The following is a 17,344-nucleotide window of genomic DNA, read 5'->3' on the forward strand; positions in this document are numbered from 1 at the left end:
TATATACTTTTCGTTGGCAACTTCTCAGTAGATGCATTTGAAATTTAGAATGGCGGAAACGTTAATCCTCATGATCATAATATGGGCGGTTTCACCTTAGAGCATGAAAGCACTGATTTCATGCCTGTTCCTAACGGGTGAATCCCGACACAACCTTGCATGTATATATTCGTCGGCGTATATTGATAACTAAGGATCATAAGAATACGAACAGTCCTATAAGTGAATATCACGGTTTTCTCTTGAGAATTTACTAAGAGTGAAAACCTCTCCCCGCGTTTGCAAGGATCGCAAAAGTTGCGGTCGTTAAAGGCCGCGTAAGGTTAAAGCTTATGTCTATCGTAAAACGTCTACACTCCATGCCGTTCGGCTCTCATATACTCGACGACGGACGCGTCAATTTCCGCTTGTGGGCGCCCGGCGCGAAGCAAGTCGAACTTTGTTTACAAGGTTTGGCTCCGGAAATACGATTGCTGATGGCCCCGGAAGATGATGGCTGGTTCGGCATTACTACCGAATTGGCCAGCGCGGGATTTTATTACCAATACCGAATCGATAAAAAAATACAAGTTCCCGATCCTGCCTCCCGATATCAACCGCAGGATGTCCACGGTTCCAGTCAGGTCATCGATCCTAGCGAATGGCAATGGCAAGACAATGATTGGATAGGCCTGCCTTGGGAAGATTCGGTCATTTATGAATTGCATGTCGGCACTTTCAGTAAAGAAGGCACATTCGCCGGCGTTAAAAAACATCTAGACCACTTGGTCGATTTAGGCGTCACCGCATTGCAATTGATGCCGATCGCCGACTTCCCCGGGCGCTGTAATTGGGGTTACGACGGTGCTCTGTTATTTGCCCCCGACAGCCGCTACGGGACACCCGACGACTTAAAAGACTTGATTGCCAGCGCTCATGCCAAGGGTCTGATGGTTTTCAACGATGTGGTTTACAATCACTTCGGACCGGAAGGCAATTATCTGCATCATTACGCGCCGGCATTTTTCAGCGATCGAACGCATACGCCGTGGGGCGCGGCGATAAATTTCGACGGCGAACACAGCCATTGGGTACGCCAGTTTTTTATCCATAATGCCTTATATTGGCTTAACGAGTTTCATTTCGACGGCCTACGCCTGGATGCGGTACATGCCATTTTCGACGAATCCGACCCGGATTTTTTGAGTTGTCTGGCCGAAGCCGTGCGCCGGGGTCCGGGTTTCGACCGGCAAATTCACTTGATACTGGAAAACGACGCCAATGCCGCGCATTACTTGAGGCAGAATTCGGAGCACCCGGAACGTTATTTTACCTCGCAGTGGAATGACGACTTTCATCATACGCTACACGCACAGTTGACCGGCGAACACCAAGGTTATTATCAAGACTACGGCGAGCAGCCGATTCAACACCTGGGGCGGTGTCTTGCCGAAGGCTTTGCCTACCAGGGAGAGATTTCCGGATACCGAGACGACAATCCGCGCGGCGAACCGTCGAAGGATCTACCGCCGACCGCTTTTGTCAATTTTCTCCAGACTCACGACCAAATCGGCAACCGAGCCTATGGCGAACGCTTATCGGCTCTATGCTCGCCTGAAGCGTTACGAGCCGCAACCGCGATATTGCTGCTAGCCCCTGCCCCGCCGTTGTTGTTCATGGGACAGGAATGGGCCTGCAGCCGTCCTTTCAACTACTTTGTCGACTTCTCCGACGACTTAAATAAGCAAGTCGCCGAAGGCAGGCTCAACGAATTTGCCAAGTTCCCCGATTTCAAACCGAACCCCAAAAAGCCGATTCCGACGCCGAATGAGCCGGAAACCTTCGAGTCGGCAATACTGGATTGGAACGAAATCGACGAAACGCCGCATCTGCAATGGCTCGAATATCACCGAAAACTATTACGCATTCGAAGCCGGTATATTCGACCGAGACTCTACGGATTGGCCGGAGGGCAAGCCGAATACCGAGTTCTCAATGAACATGCGTTATGCGTGCAATGGCCGATGAATGATGGAAGCATTTTAAAAATGATCGCCAACCTCGGCAGCGAACCGGCTTGGGTCAACTGCTTTAGCGAAGGCGAAGTCTTGTTTGCCGCCGAACCCGATGCGTCCGAGCGTATCGAACAGGGCCGGCTGACGCCTTGGTCGGTAATTTTTCTATTGGCCGAAGCCGATAACGAGTCTTAAGAAATATGCATAAAACAACTTTCCTAAACAGTAAACTTTGTGGCGATTCATGCCCGTTCCTAAGTTTTCTCGATGTGCTAAAAACTAGCGGCCATGGCGCTTTCCGATAAACCAAAGGCGGAAACCGTCATTCCGGATTCGACTTATCGGTTACAATTAAACAAGCATTTTAATTTTGAGCAGGTCGCCTCCTGCATTCCCTATCTTCACCGCTTAGGCATTAGTCATTGTTATCTATCGCCTTTTCTAAAAGCCCGCCCGGGGAGTTCGCATGGCTACGATATCGTCGACCATAACACGCTCAATCCGGAAATAGGCGAGACTGAAGATTTCGACACCCTCATTAGTCGACTTCAACAACACGGCATGGGCTTGATCGCCGACATCGTGCCTAATCATATGGGCATCATGGGCGCGGACAACGATTGGTGGCTCGATGTCCTGGAAAACGGTCCTTCTTCGGCCCATGCCTCATTTTTCGATATCGATTGGCATCCGGTCAAAAAAGTCTTGGAAAACAAGATCTTGATTCCGGTATTGGGCGACCATTACGGAAATATTCTCGAAAAACAAGAACTGAAACTTAGCTTCGACAGCGAGCGCGGCGAGTTCAGCGTTTATTATTACGAACATCGCTTTCCGATCGATCCGCAAACGTATCCGTTGATCTTGAGTTCGCAACACCAACGTTTACATGAGTATTTCGAAGCAGACGACCCCGTTCTACACGAATATCAAACGCTCGATAATAGTTTCGGAAAATTACCCGCCTATACCGAAATAACGCCGGAGTCGATCGATGAAAGAACCCGCGATAAGGAAGTATTTAAAAAACAATTAGCGAGACTTTGTTTAGAGAATGCCCGGCTTACATTATTTATCCGGTCTAGGATAACGGAAATCAATCGACATCCCGAAGACTGCGGCGAACTGCACGCCTTACTGGAACGACAAGCCTATCGCCTGGCTTACTGGCATGTAGCCGGCGATGAAATCAATTATCGCCGTTTTTTCGACATCAACGACCTAGCCGGGCTCAGAGTCGAGGATGCAGAGGTTTTCGATGCCAGCCACCGGCTTGTTCTGAGTCTCGTCGAACAAGGGAAAATCCAGGGCTTGCGAATCGATCATGCCGACGGCCTGCATAATCCGGTCGCTTATTACCGACGCTTGCAATCGGAAAATATATCTCGTTCCGATAAGGATTGCGCTTCGAAAATTGCTCCTCTTTATATCGTTGCCGAAAAAATCGTCGCGAATTATGAATATCTTAACAGCGACTGGCCCATTCACGGGACCACCGGTTATGAATTTGCCGCGATCGTCAATGGACTTTTTATCGACATGACTGCCGAAAAAGCGTTGACCCGCACTTATACGCGCTTTGTCGGACATAAACGGGATTTCGACGAGATTCTCTATCAAGCCAAAAAACATGTGATGGAAACGTCGCTAGCCAGCGAACTCAACATGCTAGCGATCCAACTCAGTAGAATCGCCGAAGCCAACGCTAAAACCCGCGATTACACGCTCAATGCCTTACACGATGCGCTAAAAGAAACCGTATCCTGTTTTCCCGTCTATAGGACTTATATTAACAGCCTAAACGTACGCAAAGAAGACAGCCAATATATCGACTGGGCCGTTCAACAAGGGCGCCAACGTAGTCGAGCATCCGACTTAACGATATTCGGCTTTATCCATGACGTCTTATTATTAAAAACCGGAGACTCGACAGTTTCCAGCAATGACTTATTGAAATTCGTCATGCGCTTTCAGCAATATACCGCACCGGTCATGGCCAAAGGCACCGAAGACACCGCTCTCTACGAGTACAACCGGCTAGTTTCATTAAACGAGGTCGGTAGCGATCCTAGACATTTCGGCAACTCGAGCAATGCATTCCATCATTTCAACCAGGAACGCGCGCGAAAATGGCCCCATAGTTTATTATGTCTATCCAGTCATGACACGAAACGAAGCGCCGACACGCGGGCTCGAATCAATGTATTGAGCGAAATTCCGCAGCAATGGCATGAAGCGGTTTTTCGTTGGCATCGCATCAATCGCATCAGAAAAGATAAAAGCGAAGCGGTTATCGCGCGTAACGACGAATATCTGTTTTATCAAACACTAGTGGGCACTTTTCCGCTAGGCGAATTAAACGCGTCAAATTTATCCGCGTATCGAGAACGTGTTGAAAATTACATGCTCAAAGCCGTACGCGAGGCCAAACAATTGACTTCTTGGACGAATCCGAACACAGATTACGAGCAAGCGGTTAGCCTATTTGTCAAACGCTGCCTAAACGAGACCCATACAACGCCTTTTTTGCCGGATTTTCTCGAATTCGAACATAACATTCGTCCGGCGGGCTTATTCAATGCTCTATCACAAACACTGCTGCTATTAACCTCGCCCGGCGTACCTGATATCTATCAAGGCAACGAGAACTGGCGGTTTTCGCTGGTCGATCCGGATAATCGCCGACCGGTCGACTTTAATCACAATGACATTATTCTAAGCGAACTCGATAATCAAACTAGCCAAGATCGTGCCGATTTACTGAAAACTTTACTGGAAACGATCGAAGACGGGCGCATCAAATTATTTGTGATAGCGCAAACGCTGCGTTTCAGACGCAGGTACTCCGACCTGTTTCAAAATGGCGATTACATCAAGCTCGATTGCAGCGGAACGCAGGCCGAACATACCGTCGCCTATGCCAGAAAAGCGCAAGATCGATGGGCTCTCATCATACTGCCTCGACTGACGACAAGCTTGCTGGATAACGACACCTACCATTTTCGCCCGGAAATTTGGCAAGATACGGCGTTGACATTGCCGCAAGAGTCGCCCTTGAAGTTATGCGATATTTTTAGCCGAAACGCTTTGACGGCAAAAGATGTTAACGGAAATCGTCTGCTCAACTTAGGCGAAGTATTCGAATACTTTCCATTCGCTTTATTGACCAATCTTGCGCCGGACTAAGCCAATCTTACGATGCGCTTCGCTAATCAAAATCAGCTATATTTCATCACCTATTGCATAAAGAACAATGCTAAGCCCAAACCGACCGAACACGACATCGCGCCGCCAACCCTAAAACCGAGCGCGCAGCCGCCGATGCTCAATGCCATGATGCTCTTGACGACCGAATTGACAGCCGCCGCAATCAAAATGGCCAATACCGCAACATCGATCGCCATACCTTCTTGACTCATGCGCGACATCGACAGCGTAATCGGGTCGACATCGGTGATTCCGGAAATCGCAGCGACAAAATAGACTCCGGTATCGCCGAAATAAATCCGCAGCATCCTCGCGATGAATAAAATAGCGAGCAACAACGCCCCGAATTTCAGCGCCATAACTAATTGAAAAGGATTTTCCAACTTGAGGTCAGTATCGGATTCATAAATATTTGTCGCAGTTCTCCAAAACAGAAATGCAAAGAAATAACTGAGCAACCCCATCAAGAGAAGCGCCGGAAACAAAGGCCTCAACAAAGACGGATTAATGATCGAAGCCAAAAACAAAGTCCGAGGAAACATCGTAGCGCAGGCGGTCAGAATTCCGGCCGACAGGGCATTTTCGTCACCCGGATATTGCCTAGAAAACCTCGCCAAGTTAAGCGTGACCGCGGTCGACGAAGCCAAACCGCCGAATACGCCGGTCAAAACCGGACCGTGCCTGTTACCGGCAATCTTGATCGAAAAATATCCCAAATAAGATATCGTCGCAATCAAGACCACCATCAACCAAACATGATAGGGGTTGAATACTTGCCAAGAGTCTAAATAACGGTCGGGTAAAATCGGCAGTATAACGATCGAAATCAACAGTAACTTTAGTGTTGCGAATAATTCTCGGCGCTCGATTTTTTTTAACCAGCCATGCAGTAAAGGTTTAAAACCGAGTAAAAACGTAACTACGACAGCCGATGAGGAAGCCAAGACGGTATAACCGAAAACGGCCAGCGCGCCGAATGCGAAAGCCAGCAACGAGGCAATAACACTGGTGACACCAAAGTCCTCGGTTCTCTCAAGGCTACTGTGATAAGCAACCATTAACACTAACGTCAATGCCAAAAAAGAAAAACCGATCAAAAGCGGATCCACCTCCCGCGCAAACAATGCCCAAACGCCGCCGAGCAAAGAGATTAGACCGAAAGTACGCAACCCGGCCACACGCGTTCCTTCTCCCCAATCGCGAGACTCCCAACCGCGCTCGAGACCGATTAGTAAACCGATGCCGAGGGCCGTGCCTAACAGTTTGAAGTTTTCCAAATCAGTCATGAACCACCCCTGACAAAATTATCGACTATGATCATCCGATTTACGATAATCCTAAAAAGTGCAGTTGGCATGTGTTTTAGACCGTTCGTGCTGAGCCAAATCGAAGCATGAACGGTCTACAACACTTTCACTGGCTTACTGATGCCCCCCCATAACAAGGCTCTCCTGAGCGCAGCCGAAGGGATCAGGGCGAACGAGACTCCCTTTTGATAGAAAAACCATCTAAGAATAAAAGGAGTAGCTTGAAGCACTCAACTGCTAATTGGAACGGCAGCTATTTCTTGCAGTCCAAACGATTAAAAGAATAAGATTCCAGCCAATGAAGTATTTCGGCTTAGAATATCACGAAATTTTATCGATGATGTCTTTCAGACGGTATCGTTCTATCGCGGGAGCTGATATTTCATTATGTTACCTGATTAGCAAGATGCTTCCGCTTGCCGAAGCCAAGTGTCCGAGCAGGGGCCAGTCGTAGTCGTAAAAACTAAAATATGCTGTTACCCAAGCTCCAAGCTTGGGTAACCTGTTTAGGAAGCTCTAGCTTCCCGACAATCAAGAAAAATTGAACGAGCGAGTCAGGGATGATTGAGAATGTGCGGAGCTTGTGTCGGTCTCAGGAAGCGGGAGCTTCCGGGGTGTCTTTCCCAAGCTGGAGCTGGGAAAGAGCGTGATGTAGGTTGGCCGTTTTTAGCTTGACGCGCATGGCTTGCGAACCCCGTCCTGCGAGGGATATGCTGATCTTTGGGCTTTAGCTGAAGAAACTTGCTAATCAGGTTATGTTATGTCGGTCGAGCCGAAACGACACCGACCCATCTAATCGGAGGTTATCGACAACATGATCAAGATCAAAAATATCGACCATGTCGTGATCCGTGCCCGAAACCCGGAAATCATGATACGTTTTTATTTCGATGTGCTAGGTTGCCGTTTGGAAAAATCGTCGGAAAAAATCGGCTTGTATCAATTGAGAGCAGGAGCCTCATTGATCGACATCGTTTCGATCGACGGCGAACTCGGCCGGCAAGGCGGACGGGCTCCGAGTGAAGGGAGTCGGAATATGCATCACTTTTGCCTGCGCATCGACCCGTTCGATGAACAAGAAATCAAACGGTATTTAGTAGAAAAAAGCGTTAGCTACAGTGATATCGAAACACATTATGGAGCCGAAGGCTATGGACCTTCGATGTATATCAAAGACCCGGAAAATAATGTTATCGAATTGAAAGGGCCTGCGAATGCTTAGGTTTTTTTTCGAAAATCAATCCCTCCTTTCCCTAGGCTGATCGAGTTTAACTCTTTACTATTCCATAATGATCCAAAAACCACCTAAGAATGAAGGGTATGTGATGTGTCTATCGAGGAACGCCTTGAACTCATCCATGGAGGGCTTGACGGCAGCGCTCGAACGCTAGGCATGGCGTGAATGCAGATTTTACAGGAGCAAAAACCTACCCTACTGCCGACATCCTCGCTAGCCACATCCATACCGTCATAAAGTTAACTAATTTTTGAGTATAAAGGAAATAAGGTCAAGCATTCCGGAAGTGACTTTTACCCAGAAAGGTCAAGCACTGTTGGCGCGGACCTGGAGGCACGAAGCGCGATATCTGTCTGATTTTCTTATGTTTTTTACGATTACAGTAACTATTTTTCAATAGTTTTAGGCTACTGTAAAATCTGCTGTAAGAATTGGCAAATGTTACTGAATTTTATGAACTTAAATAAACGATTTTTAAGCGCTTATTTATTGATTTTGCAGTATTTTTGAACGTCGTTGAACGTTAAAAATTTATCATTGGAGGCTGCGGCCGGAATCGAACCGGCGTAGATGGCTTTGCAGGCCACTGCATAACCACTTTGCTACGCAGCCATAATATTAAATAAAAAAGCCGCGAGGTTCGCGGCTTAAAAATTTATTGGAGCGGGAAACGAGATTCGAACTCGCGACCCCAACCTTGGCAAGGTTGTGCTCTACCACTGAGCTATTCCCGCATCGCTTCAATAACGAGTATTATACTTGAATATTTTAGCTCGTCAACTTTTTATTGAACATTTATTGAATTAGTCCACGCTGTTTTGCCTTGGCATTCACCTTCCGCTTCAATTTTTACATTAGCGAAGGCATTTTTTTTGCCGAAAGCATCTTGAAAACCAAGAACAGTAACAGGTGTTCCTGGCGGCATATGTTTACATCCGCCTACTCTGTCGTCTTCTTCTGTATCATCATAAGCTGCAATCGTACCAGGTACAGCAACCAATCGTATTGTGGAGTTCTTATCATAAGCATTCGGCCCTTGTAGAACATATTTTTGACCGATGACCAAGTTTTTCATAACCGGTCCGGATACGGATGAACCCGACCCCCCTCCAAACATCATGATACCCAACAAGACTACGGCACCGCCTACCGCACCGTAAAAAATCTTAGGTTTTTCATCCTTGAGCTTCATTGCGGAACTTAAAAAACCACCCGCCATTTTTTTTATTGATTCTGCTTTATCTTCAGAACTCTTCGAAGCTGTTTCTTTTTCAATTGTTTCCTGGTTACTTTCCGAAGGTTGGTTATTGTTGTCTTCGCTGCTCATATTTTTCCTCTCAATCTTCTAGTTATTATAATTAACAATGGGTTTCTACACGTTATCAAACAAAGCCAGTAAAAACCTAATCCCATTGCATTAAATATTGCAATGCTAATACATTCAACTCGGATTGATCAAATTACCACGATAGCAAAAGTTTTCAAGCTTAAAATTAAGTCACTTAACTCTACTTCAATAGTAATTAGAAATATCAGAGTTTTTTTAGCGCGCTTTAGTCGAATCCGTCCTACTCAAATAAAGTCATATCCTTTTTTGGTTTCAGTCTTTTGAACATTTAACTCCTCGACTCTTCTACATTCAAATTGCCAGTAACCCAATCCGATATTTTTTCTATCTCGGAGAATAATCGGGAACGTTTCATTGTTCATAGTCATACGAATCAAATCACCATCCTTAAGATTAAAGGACTCAAGTATGATAAAGCTTTTTTCGCTTTCTTGATTCTTAACGCCATAAATTAATGCCTTTTGAGGTAACTCGTCTGTTTCGTTCTTTGTGTAAGACTTATAAGAAACCGCAAACACTCGACTAGCCAACAATTGGATTTCAAAACCGATCTTTCCGTCAGCTTTAACTGAAGTAATTTTGTTAACAACACCCAGCGATCGTTTAGAAATCGGTGAATTTTTTTTTCTAAAACCGATTAAACTTCCGATTGAGATCATGCCTGCCTTGTTGAAGCGGCACGCCAGCGACCTTTCCGAAGCCGACTCGGCTACCATCTCATCCTCTCCTAATTTGTTCGCAGGGTCGTCTCCGCTAAGCAAATCGTGGCATGCTTCCAATCCAATACAAAAATACCGCTCCAACCTGTCGCCGAATACCGGCACGCCATGAAACTCGATTCCGGTCCATCTCGAAAGCAAATAATCTAATAATTCAGCCGGCAATAAGCCATCACCGTCTTTCACTAGCATTAATGAACTAAAACGCGCTTGCTCCTTCGAGACAAACTTTGATTTGTTTTGAAGTACTTTTATTAGCTTATTAAAACCCAAATATAAAACCGAAGAATCAGAGGGCGGAGCAGATTCCGATATAAAATGCGGTCCTTGGTCCTCATCCGTCAAAATAATGCATTGATGTGGCTGGGTCTCGAAGGGACTATGACTTATCGCCAAATGGGCGCTGTGTTGTTCAATGAAATTAAATACCTGCAACACCTCTTTTTGCATAAGCCCCGAAGGTTCAGCCAGGCAAAGCAATAAAATTTGCCTATAGCAATCACCCACAGAAAGCCCCTGCCCTGGTTCTAAATGACTTTTAGGAACATTGGTCGAATCTTTTTTGATTTTCACGCTTAAGCGATACAGCGAATGGATATCTATCCATACCCAATCCGGAACCGGAAAATTCATTAGATAATGACTGACGACAATGTTGCTCAGACCTCTGATCGCTCTTTGAATAGATAAAGGAGCACTCTTACCTTGAAACCAACCTACGCTTCTGCGAGTAAGCTCTTTCACAACAATCCAATAACCAAGCGTAAATTCCTTTTCTATTGCGATCAATACATTAAATATTTTGTGCTCGTCAGGCTCTTTCGGAAACCCCTCCTGCATTAATCTGAAACGTAAATATTCCTCTACACTGGAAACTCGAAAACTTAATATTTCCAGCGCATCAAGACGAGTCTGAGCACTCATTGCCAGACTATTGAACTCTTTCAAAAAATCGTATATTAAACGCGTAGACAACCCGGGATTGGCAACCGGCAACTCATCCAACCAATGTTTCAATGCCTTTTCTTCGAATATTCTCAATCTTTCAGAAATATTCTGTTGGGCGGGTATTACTAAAAAAAAAGAATTTTTCACTGATCCCTCAGATTTAAGCGCTCAACCAAAAACTGAAACATGTGCTTGACTCAACATCTCGTTTGCAACAAATATACCCATCGCAGATCAAAATTCGGCACCAGGGTGTCCGTCAAAGGACGCCGTGAACCCAGCACCTAAATTCCATAGGTCTTTGGCAATGATTCAAAATCATAGCTTATAGGTGCTGGATAAATTATCCAAGACCATTAACCATGGCCAATGGACTATGGAATTTAGGTGCTGGGCTTGTCAAGCGAGTTACCGAACCCGCTACAAAACTCATAGCACCAGGAAGTTATTTTTCACGAAATCCTAAGCACATTAAATATCGGCACCGGCTTTCAAAGAGCCCCCGGAGGTCGGTATAGGCTCTATGCCCCCGCGAGGATCATAGAACTTACAAGATCCTATTCACCCCGCATATAAAGATTATTAATTATAGTCATATTTTATGGAATTTAGATGCTGGGGGGCTTGACGACAGTTCTCGAACACCAAGGATGGCGTGTATAAGGCAGCAACAGTAGGCGCTTTAGACGGCGCAGGACAGAAAATGCTCCTGCGTTTTCTGCATTCAATACATCCTTGTAACCCAGCAATTGTCGAGGAGCAAAACTTGCCCTGCTGCCGATCCTCGCTAGCCCCATAACTTTTATAAGGTTAGCCATTTTTTGAGTATAAGGGGAGTATGATTAAAATTATTCTGAATCCATGCCGACAATCGACAAAAATCTCGTTTTATCCAGCGCATATTCTCGCAACGCCGATAAAATCGTTGGATCTGCTGAACTATCGGACTGCAACTCCTGCACTTTTGAGAAATACTCATTAATCGTCATGCAATTGCTAACAGCCCCCGTCAAACGCTCCGCACAATCTTTCATCCAGCGCGTCCGCTCCTCCTCGTTTAACGTTTCAGGATAGTTCCGGGCTCGATATCGGAAAAACATTTCCGGTAACCGCGGATCGCTGAAGTTTAAACGCAAGTTAGCTAAATTCTCAGGAAGAGTTTTATGAACTTTCTCCATTGCTTTTTTGTCGCTATCGCTGAAAAAACCGCCACTGTAAATCATCAAATCAGGGTCGGCATCAGATTCCGGAAAATCCGTTTCAAAGACTTGGGCAATTTTATCTAAGATATTAGAATCGTTGCGGATTTTATCAATATACCGATAGCAGCGATCGATATCTAAATTGAGCCTCGCTGCGTCATCAGGCCTTATAACCGCTATCGGCGCCAAAACAGGACACTTGTTGACATGCACGGTTTTTAGCGGAATCCGTTCGACTCCTTCCGGAAGATCTTTTGTAGCTGTAAAAATTCTTTGCTTGATTTCATCGACAGACAAATTAAGTAGAATTTCAGGGTCACTAGAAAGATCATAAACCACCACCCCATTGCTGTTGCTCGGGTGCCGACAAATAGGCAGAACCACGGCCATACAATGATTTCTGACAGCGTATTTTCCTGAAATGTGAACAACCGGTTTAAAGCTGCCTGTTTGCAACAAACGGTTTGCGGCAGATTTAACTCGGTTATCAAAAAGAAACTTATATAGTTTAGGTTGCGTATCACGGACCAGCTTAGCCACGGCTATTGTTGCGTAAACATCCGACAACGCATCGTGAGCCATGGCATGCTCAATACCATTAGCCTTGGTCAATTCTTCCAACCGAAAAGTAACTAGCCCCTCCTCGTTTACCGGCCATTCAATACCGCCGGGACGAAGCGCGTAAGCGGCTCGAACCACATCGATTAAATCCCAACGCGAATTACCGTTTTGCCATTCTCGTTGATAAGGATCGTAAAGGTTTCGATACAAAGTATTGCGCGTCACCTCATCGTCGAAACGAATATTGTTATACCCTAGGGTGCAAGTATTGGGCTGAGAAATTTCACGAGAAATCGCTTCGATAAACTCAGCCTCGCAAATCCCTTTTGCTTCGGCAATTTGCGGAGTAATACCTGTAATTAAACAGGCAACGGGATCGGGAAGACAATCGAGTGCGGGCTTGCAGTAAATGACAAGCGGATCGCCTAAAACATTGAAATCATAATCGGTGCGAATTCCGGCAAATTGAACCGGCCTATCGAGTCGTGGGTCTATTCCAAACGTTTCGTAGTCATGCCAATAAAAAGTCCGTCCGGCCACAATGGGTCAACAGCCTTTTAAAGATTGACCAGGGCTTTCAGCACATCGGTCCGACTGACAACGCCAACAAGTTCGGAATCTCGAAAAACAGGAAAACTTCTAATCGTAGAATCCTTGAACTTGGCCGCAATGTCGACGATACTCGCATCCGCATCGACTGAAACGATATCCGTGGTCATAAATTCGGAAACCTTACCAGCCGAACCTTGGTTATAAGCCGATTCTAATACGACTTTCATGCTGTCCTTTTCGGAGAACATACCGACTAACTTGCCTTGACCGTTTATGACAGGAGCACAAGTGATTTTATGGGAAAGCAATTGTTTAATTGCCTCAACGACATTGGCATTTTCCTTGAGTGTGACCATATTTCTTTTGGTCATATAATCGGCAACAGTAATTTTAGCCAGCATGGATTAACTCCTGATTATGGTTATTATTATCAACGAAAGAAACCATTAGACAAACACAAGCGTTAAACTCGTCCTTCCGCTTCCATTTTTTTTCTTTTATCACACTTTTTAATGCAAACGCAATCGCCTTTATTAGCCCCGCCGCATGAGCCCTTGATAGCATTTCTTCCAAAAATAACGCCCACTGCCATTATCGCAATAACAATGAGCATAAATACAAATGTTACTAAAAAGTAAGTCATTGTTCCTCCTTAAAATAATCGCGAAACGCCGGGGTTGATGTCTCACTGAACCCCTGCGCAGTTTTGGTAATAAATAAGACAGGAAGATGCTGTTGCTCTGCCAATCGCAAACCGTCTTCGGCGCCTAAGACCATAAAGGCGGTTGCCCATGCATCAGCCTGCATCGCGGTTTCGCTCAATACTGTTACCGAGGCAAGGTTATGATTGATAGATTTTCCCGTTCTTGGATCGATCGTATGTGAAAATCTGACTCCTTCTACTTCAAAAAAGTTTCGGTAATCTCCGGAGGTCGCCACCGACATATCGGTAATCGATACGATTTTTTGTATCATTCGCTGCTCTGAAGACGGCTTTTCTATAGCAATACGCCAAGAATTACCATCCGGTTTGCGTCCTCTCAACCGAAGTTCGCCGCCAATTTCAACTAAATAATCCTCAATACCTCGCTTTTCCAACAGCAAACCGACTTGATCGACCCCATAACCTTTAGCGATCGCCGATAAATCAATATATAGATCAGAATGATTTTTTTTGATCGATAAAGGCTCTGTTCTTAACTTCAGATGCCGATAACCAATTCGCTGCATTGCCAGAAGAATCGCTTCGTTCGAAGGCGCCTGAAACGATAAAGGATCAGGACCGAAGCCCCATAAATTAACTAAAGGGCCAACCGTAATATCAAAGGCGCCCTCCGTCAAATCACTGATCCGTTTAGCTTCGGCCAAGACACTATAAAGAGCCTCGGAAACCGGCTGCCATTCGACTGAGTCGCTGTTATTAATCAACGATAATTCTGATTGCGGCCGATAGGTCGACATCTGATCGTTAACGAGTTCCAGCAATTCTTTGACGTCAATATTAAGTTGGTCGGCGTTAACTTCATCGGGTAACACCGATGCTTTGATGCTGAAACTGGTCCCCATCGTTTGACCGGTCATCTCGAAAGCAAAAACAGCTTTCTTAGTCCCCTGGTCATCACAGCCTACCAATAAAAAAACGAGGACCAGAAAAAACCCGAATCCTCGTTGATCTTGTTTTACATGCATAGATTTTTTTTGCAACCTCTCCCAAAATACTCGGGAGAGGTGTTTGCCTTTAAATTATCAACCGCCGAAATCATCCAAGAAGATACTTTCAGGCTCGACTCCGTATTCCAACAGCATGTTGATAACCGACGAGTTCATGATTGGAGGCCCGCACATGTAGTATTCACAATCTTCCGGTGCCGGATGATTTTTAAGATAATTCTCATACAACACATTATGAATAAAGCCAGTATACCCGTCCCAGTCATCGTCAGGAAGAGGATCGGACAACGCGACATGCCATTCGAAGTTATCATTCTCGGCCGCCAGCATGTCGAAGTCTTCAACATAGAACATTTCGCGCTTACTGCGCGCACCGTACCAGAAGGTTATCTTGCGTTTCGACTTTAATCGGCGTAATTGATCGAAGATATGCGAACGCATCGGAGCCATACCAGCACCACCGCCGATGAAAATCATCTCCTTATCGGTATCTTGCGCGAAGAATTCGCCGTAAGGGCCCGAAATGATACACTTATCGCCTGGTTTCAAATTGAAGATATAGGACGACATGATGCCTGGCGGAACGTTTTCAGGTGCTCCCGGTGGCGGCGAGGCGATCCTGACGTTTAACATGATTTCCTTTTCCTCAGGATAACTTGCCATCGAGTAAGCTCTCAAGGCAGGCTCTTTGACTTCGGAAACATAACGCCATAGGTTGAATTTATCCCAATCTTCACGGAAACGTTCTTCTACAATGAAATCTTTGTATTTTACGACATGAGGAGGACATTCAATTTGAATGTAACCGCCTGCGCGGTAATTGATCGCTTCACCTTCCGGCAAATCTAAAACCAATTCTTTGATAAACGTCGCGACGTTATGATTCGACTTGACAGTACATTCCCATTTTTTGACGCCGAAAACAGAATCTTCGACTTCAATTTTCATGTTTTGCTTTACCGTGACTTGGCAAGACAGACGTTCGCCTTCGTTCGCTTCACGCTTAGTGATATGAGAGCGTTCAGTCGGCAAAATTTCGCCGCCGCCCTCAAATATTTTGACACGGCATTGCGCACATGAGCCGCCGCCGCCACAAGCCGAAGGAACGAACAATTTGTTGTCTGCCAAGGCAGTCAACAATTTAGACCCGACAGGAGCATGAATCGTTTTCTCATCATTGATAAGAATTTCCACATCTCCCGAGGCAACTAATTTGCTCTTTGCGCCGATGATCACGAAGACCAGCGCAATCACGATTACCGTGAAAATAATAATCCCTAATGCAATTTCCAGCATTACGATACCTTTTTAAAGTTGGATTCCAGAAAAAGCCATGAAGCCAAGAGACATCAGACCCGCGGTAAGAAAAGTGATGCCAAGACCTTGCAGGCCACCCGGTATATCACTGTATTTAAGCTTTTCGCGCACGCCGGCCAAGACCGTTATAGCCAATGCCCAACCGAAACCACTGCCGATTCCGTAAGTGACGCTTTCGCCGAGACTGTAATCGCGCTCGATCATAAACAAGCTGCCGCCGAGTATTGCACAGTTCACAGTAATCAACGGCAAGAACACGCCCAATGCGTTGTATAGCGCCGGAAAGAACTTATCCAAGATCATTTCCAGAATTTGAACCAAGGCTGCAATCATGCCGATACAGCTAAGCAGTGCTAAAAAGCTCAAATCGACACCGCTAATACCCAACCATGACAGCGCATCTTCTTTCAATAAACTATGATAGATGATGTTATTGGCAGGAACAGTGATTGTTTGCACGACCATCACAGCAATACCAAGCCCCATAGCAGTCGAAATCTTTTTCGAAACCGCTAGGAATGTACACATCCCCAGGAAAAACGATAACGCCAGGTTTTCGATGAAAACCGCTTTAACAAATAGACTGATATAAGCTTCCATTAGTGATGTCCTCCTTCACCGTGAGCAATCGGCATGATTTCAAATTCAACATGCTCGCGTTGCTCGGGCTTAAATTGACGAAACACCCAAATGATCATTCCGATAATAAAAAACGCGCTGGGCGGCAACAGCATCAAACCATTCGGATCGTACCAACCGCCGTCTTTGGTCAATTCGAAAATTTCGATACCAAGGAGTTTGCCTGAACCGAATAATTCGCGGAAAAAAGCGACGATAACCAAAATCAAGCTATAGCCCAACCCATTACCGATGCCGTCCATAAAACTTTCCAATGGCGGGTTTTTCATCGCATAAGCTTCGGCACGCCCCATGACGATACAATTAGTGATGATCAAGCCGACAAATACCGACAATTGCTTGCTGATGTCGTAAGCAACCGCCTTCAATATTTGGTCGACAACGATAACCAACGACGCAATGATCGTCATTTGCACGATGATCCGAATGCTGCTCGGAATATGATTCCGGATCAAACTGATCGATGCGCTTGAACACGCCGTTACCGACGTCAATGCAATCGCCATGATCAGTGAAGTCGACATTTGCGACGTAACCGCCAGTGCCGAACAGATACCCAATACCTGAAGGGTAATCGGATTTTCGTTAATTAAAGGTTTTATTAAAACCTTTTTAGTTTCGCTCGTTAATATTGCACTCATG

The 17,344-nt window shown here is 45.5% G+C and carries 13 protein-coding genes and 2 tRNA genes; 3 read left to right on the forward strand and 12 right to left on the reverse strand.

The window, feature by feature from the left end:
* Window positions 1-332 precede the first annotated feature (332 nt).
* Window positions 333-2,189, forward strand: a complete 1,857-nt coding sequence (treZ, locus tag MEALZ_RS10880; protein ID WP_014148690.1) for a malto-oligosyltrehalose trehalohydrolase — start codon at window positions 333-335, stop codon at window positions 2,187-2,189.
* 93 nt (window positions 2,190-2,282) lie between these two features.
* Window positions 2,283-5,180, forward strand: a complete 2,898-nt coding sequence (gene treY / locus MEALZ_RS10885; protein WP_014148691.1) for a malto-oligosyltrehalose synthase — start codon at window positions 2,283-2,285, stop codon at window positions 5,178-5,180.
* Window positions 5,181-5,230: 50 nt separating this feature from the next.
* Here the strand turns inward: treY and MEALZ_RS10890 are convergent, their stop codons facing one another.
* The gene (locus MEALZ_RS10890) at window positions 5,231-6,487 is read right to left on the reverse strand and encodes an MgtC/SapB family protein (protein WP_014148692.1); all 1,257 of its coding nucleotides are present in this window, start codon (window positions 6,485-6,487) and stop codon (window positions 5,231-5,233) included.
* 835 nt (window positions 6,488-7,322) lie between these two features.
* Between MEALZ_RS10890 and MEALZ_RS10895 the strand changes: the two genes are divergently transcribed.
* Window positions 7,323-7,730: a VOC family protein gene (locus tag MEALZ_RS10895; protein ID WP_014148693.1), complete on the forward strand. Its 408-nt coding sequence runs from the start codon at window positions 7,323-7,325 to the stop codon at window positions 7,728-7,730.
* Window positions 7,731-8,283: 553 nt separating this feature from the next.
* Here the strand turns inward: MEALZ_RS10895 and MEALZ_RS10900 are convergent.
* The 11 genes from MEALZ_RS10900 to MEALZ_RS10950 all read right to left on the reverse strand — a co-directional run bounded on the left by MEALZ_RS10900 (window position 8,284) and on the right by MEALZ_RS10950 (window position 17,343).
* Window positions 8,284-8,357 (reverse strand) — tRNA-Cys (locus tag MEALZ_RS10900).
* Between the two features lie 47 nt (window positions 8,358-8,404).
* Window positions 8,405-8,479 (reverse strand) — tRNA-Gly (locus MEALZ_RS10905).
* Between the two features lie 50 nt (window positions 8,480-8,529).
* Complete coding sequence (locus tag MEALZ_RS10910) at window positions 8,530-9,072, reverse strand: hypothetical protein (RefSeq protein ID WP_014148694.1); 543 nt, start codon at window positions 9,070-9,072, stop codon at window positions 8,530-8,532.
* Window positions 9,073-9,317: 245 nt separating this feature from the next.
* The gene (locus MEALZ_RS10915; RefSeq protein ID WP_014148695.1) at window positions 9,318-10,907 is read right to left on the reverse strand and encodes a hypothetical protein; all 1,590 of its coding nucleotides are present in this window, start codon (window positions 10,905-10,907) and stop codon (window positions 9,318-9,320) included.
* Window positions 10,908-11,608: 701 nt separating this feature from the next.
* On the reverse strand, window positions 11,609-13,063 hold the full coding sequence (sbcB, locus tag MEALZ_RS10920; RefSeq protein WP_014148696.1) for an exodeoxyribonuclease I: 1,455 nt from the start codon (window positions 13,061-13,063) through the stop codon (window positions 11,609-11,611).
* A 17-nt stretch (window positions 13,064-13,080) separates the two neighbouring features.
* Window positions 13,081-13,476 (reverse strand): CBS domain-containing protein, encoded by a 396-nt coding sequence (locus MEALZ_RS10925; protein ID WP_014148697.1) that lies wholly within the window; start codon window positions 13,474-13,476, stop codon window positions 13,081-13,083.
* 62 nt (window positions 13,477-13,538) lie between these two features.
* Window positions 13,539-13,718 carry a (Na+)-NQR maturation NqrM gene (gene nqrM / locus MEALZ_RS10930; protein ID WP_046061113.1) on the reverse strand — a complete coding sequence of 60 codons (180 nt, stop codon included), beginning with the start codon at window positions 13,716-13,718 and terminating at the stop codon, window positions 13,539-13,541.
* Entirely contained in the window at window positions 13,715-14,764 is a 1,050-nt protein-coding gene (locus MEALZ_RS10935; protein WP_014148699.1) for an FAD:protein FMN transferase, read from the reverse strand. The genes nqrM and MEALZ_RS10935 overlap by 4 nt, the downstream gene beginning before the upstream one ends.
* Window positions 14,765-14,821: 57 nt before the next feature.
* A complete protein-coding gene (gene nqrF / locus MEALZ_RS10940) occupies window positions 14,822-16,042 on the reverse strand; it encodes an NADH:ubiquinone reductase (Na(+)-transporting) subunit F (RefSeq protein ID WP_014148700.1) in 1,221 nt (406 codons plus the stop codon).
* Between the two features lie 12 nt (window positions 16,043-16,054).
* Window positions 16,055-16,663 carry an NADH:ubiquinone reductase (Na(+)-transporting) subunit E gene (gene nqrE, locus MEALZ_RS10945; RefSeq protein WP_014148701.1) on the reverse strand — a complete coding sequence of 203 codons (609 nt, stop codon included), beginning with the start codon at window positions 16,661-16,663 and terminating at the stop codon, window positions 16,055-16,057.
* Window positions 16,663-17,343 carry an NADH:ubiquinone reductase (Na(+)-transporting) subunit D gene (locus MEALZ_RS10950; protein WP_014148702.1) on the reverse strand — a complete coding sequence of 227 codons (681 nt, stop codon included), beginning with the start codon at window positions 17,341-17,343 and terminating at the stop codon, window positions 16,663-16,665. The genes nqrE and MEALZ_RS10950 overlap by 1 nt, the downstream gene beginning before the upstream one ends.
* Between the last annotated feature and the right edge of the window lies 1 nt (window position 17,344).

The organism is Methylotuvimicrobium alcaliphilum 20Z (genome assembly GCF_000968535.2).
GTDB lineage: Bacteria > Pseudomonadota > Gammaproteobacteria > Methylococcales > Methylomonadaceae > Methylotuvimicrobium > Methylotuvimicrobium alcaliphilum.

What these genes read in the sequence shown, in the direction of transcription:
- nqrM (WP_046061113.1), bottom strand. Translation starts at nt 13,718, where the DNA reads ATGACTTACTTTTTAGTAACATTTGTATTTATGCTCATTGTTATTGCG.
- nqrF (WP_014148700.1), bottom strand. Translation starts at nt 16,042, where the DNA reads ATGCTGGAAATTGCATTAGGGATTATTATTTTCACGGTAATCGTGATT.
- MEALZ_RS10950 (WP_014148702.1), bottom strand. Translation starts at nt 17,343, where the DNA reads ATGAGTGCAATATTAACGAGCGAAACTAAAAAGGTTTTAATAAAACCT.
- MEALZ_RS10935 (WP_014148699.1), bottom strand. Translation starts at nt 14,764, where the DNA reads ATGCATGTAAAACAAGATCAACGAGGATTCGGGTTTTTTCTGGTCCTC.
- treY (WP_014148691.1), top strand. Translation starts at nt 2,283, where the DNA reads ATGGCGCTTTCCGATAAACCAAAGGCGGAAACCGTCATTCCGGATTCG.
- nqrE (WP_014148701.1), bottom strand. Translation starts at nt 16,663, where the DNA reads ATGGAAGCTTATATCAGTCTATTTGTTAAAGCGGTTTTCATCGAAAAC.
- MEALZ_RS10895 (WP_014148693.1), top strand. Translation starts at nt 7,323, where the DNA reads ATGATCAAGATCAAAAATATCGACCATGTCGTGATCCGTGCCCGAAAC.
- MEALZ_RS10890 (WP_014148692.1), bottom strand. Translation starts at nt 6,487, where the DNA reads ATGACTGATTTGGAAAACTTCAAACTGTTAGGCACGGCCCTCGGCATC.
- MEALZ_RS10910 (WP_014148694.1), bottom strand. Translation starts at nt 9,072, where the DNA reads ATGAGCAGCGAAGACAACAATAACCAACCTTCGGAAAGTAACCAGGAA.
- treZ (WP_014148690.1), top strand. Translation starts at nt 333, where the DNA reads ATGTCTATCGTAAAACGTCTACACTCCATGCCGTTCGGCTCTCATATA.
- MEALZ_RS10925 (WP_014148697.1), bottom strand. Translation starts at nt 13,476, where the DNA reads ATGCTGGCTAAAATTACTGTTGCCGATTATATGACCAAAAGAAATATG.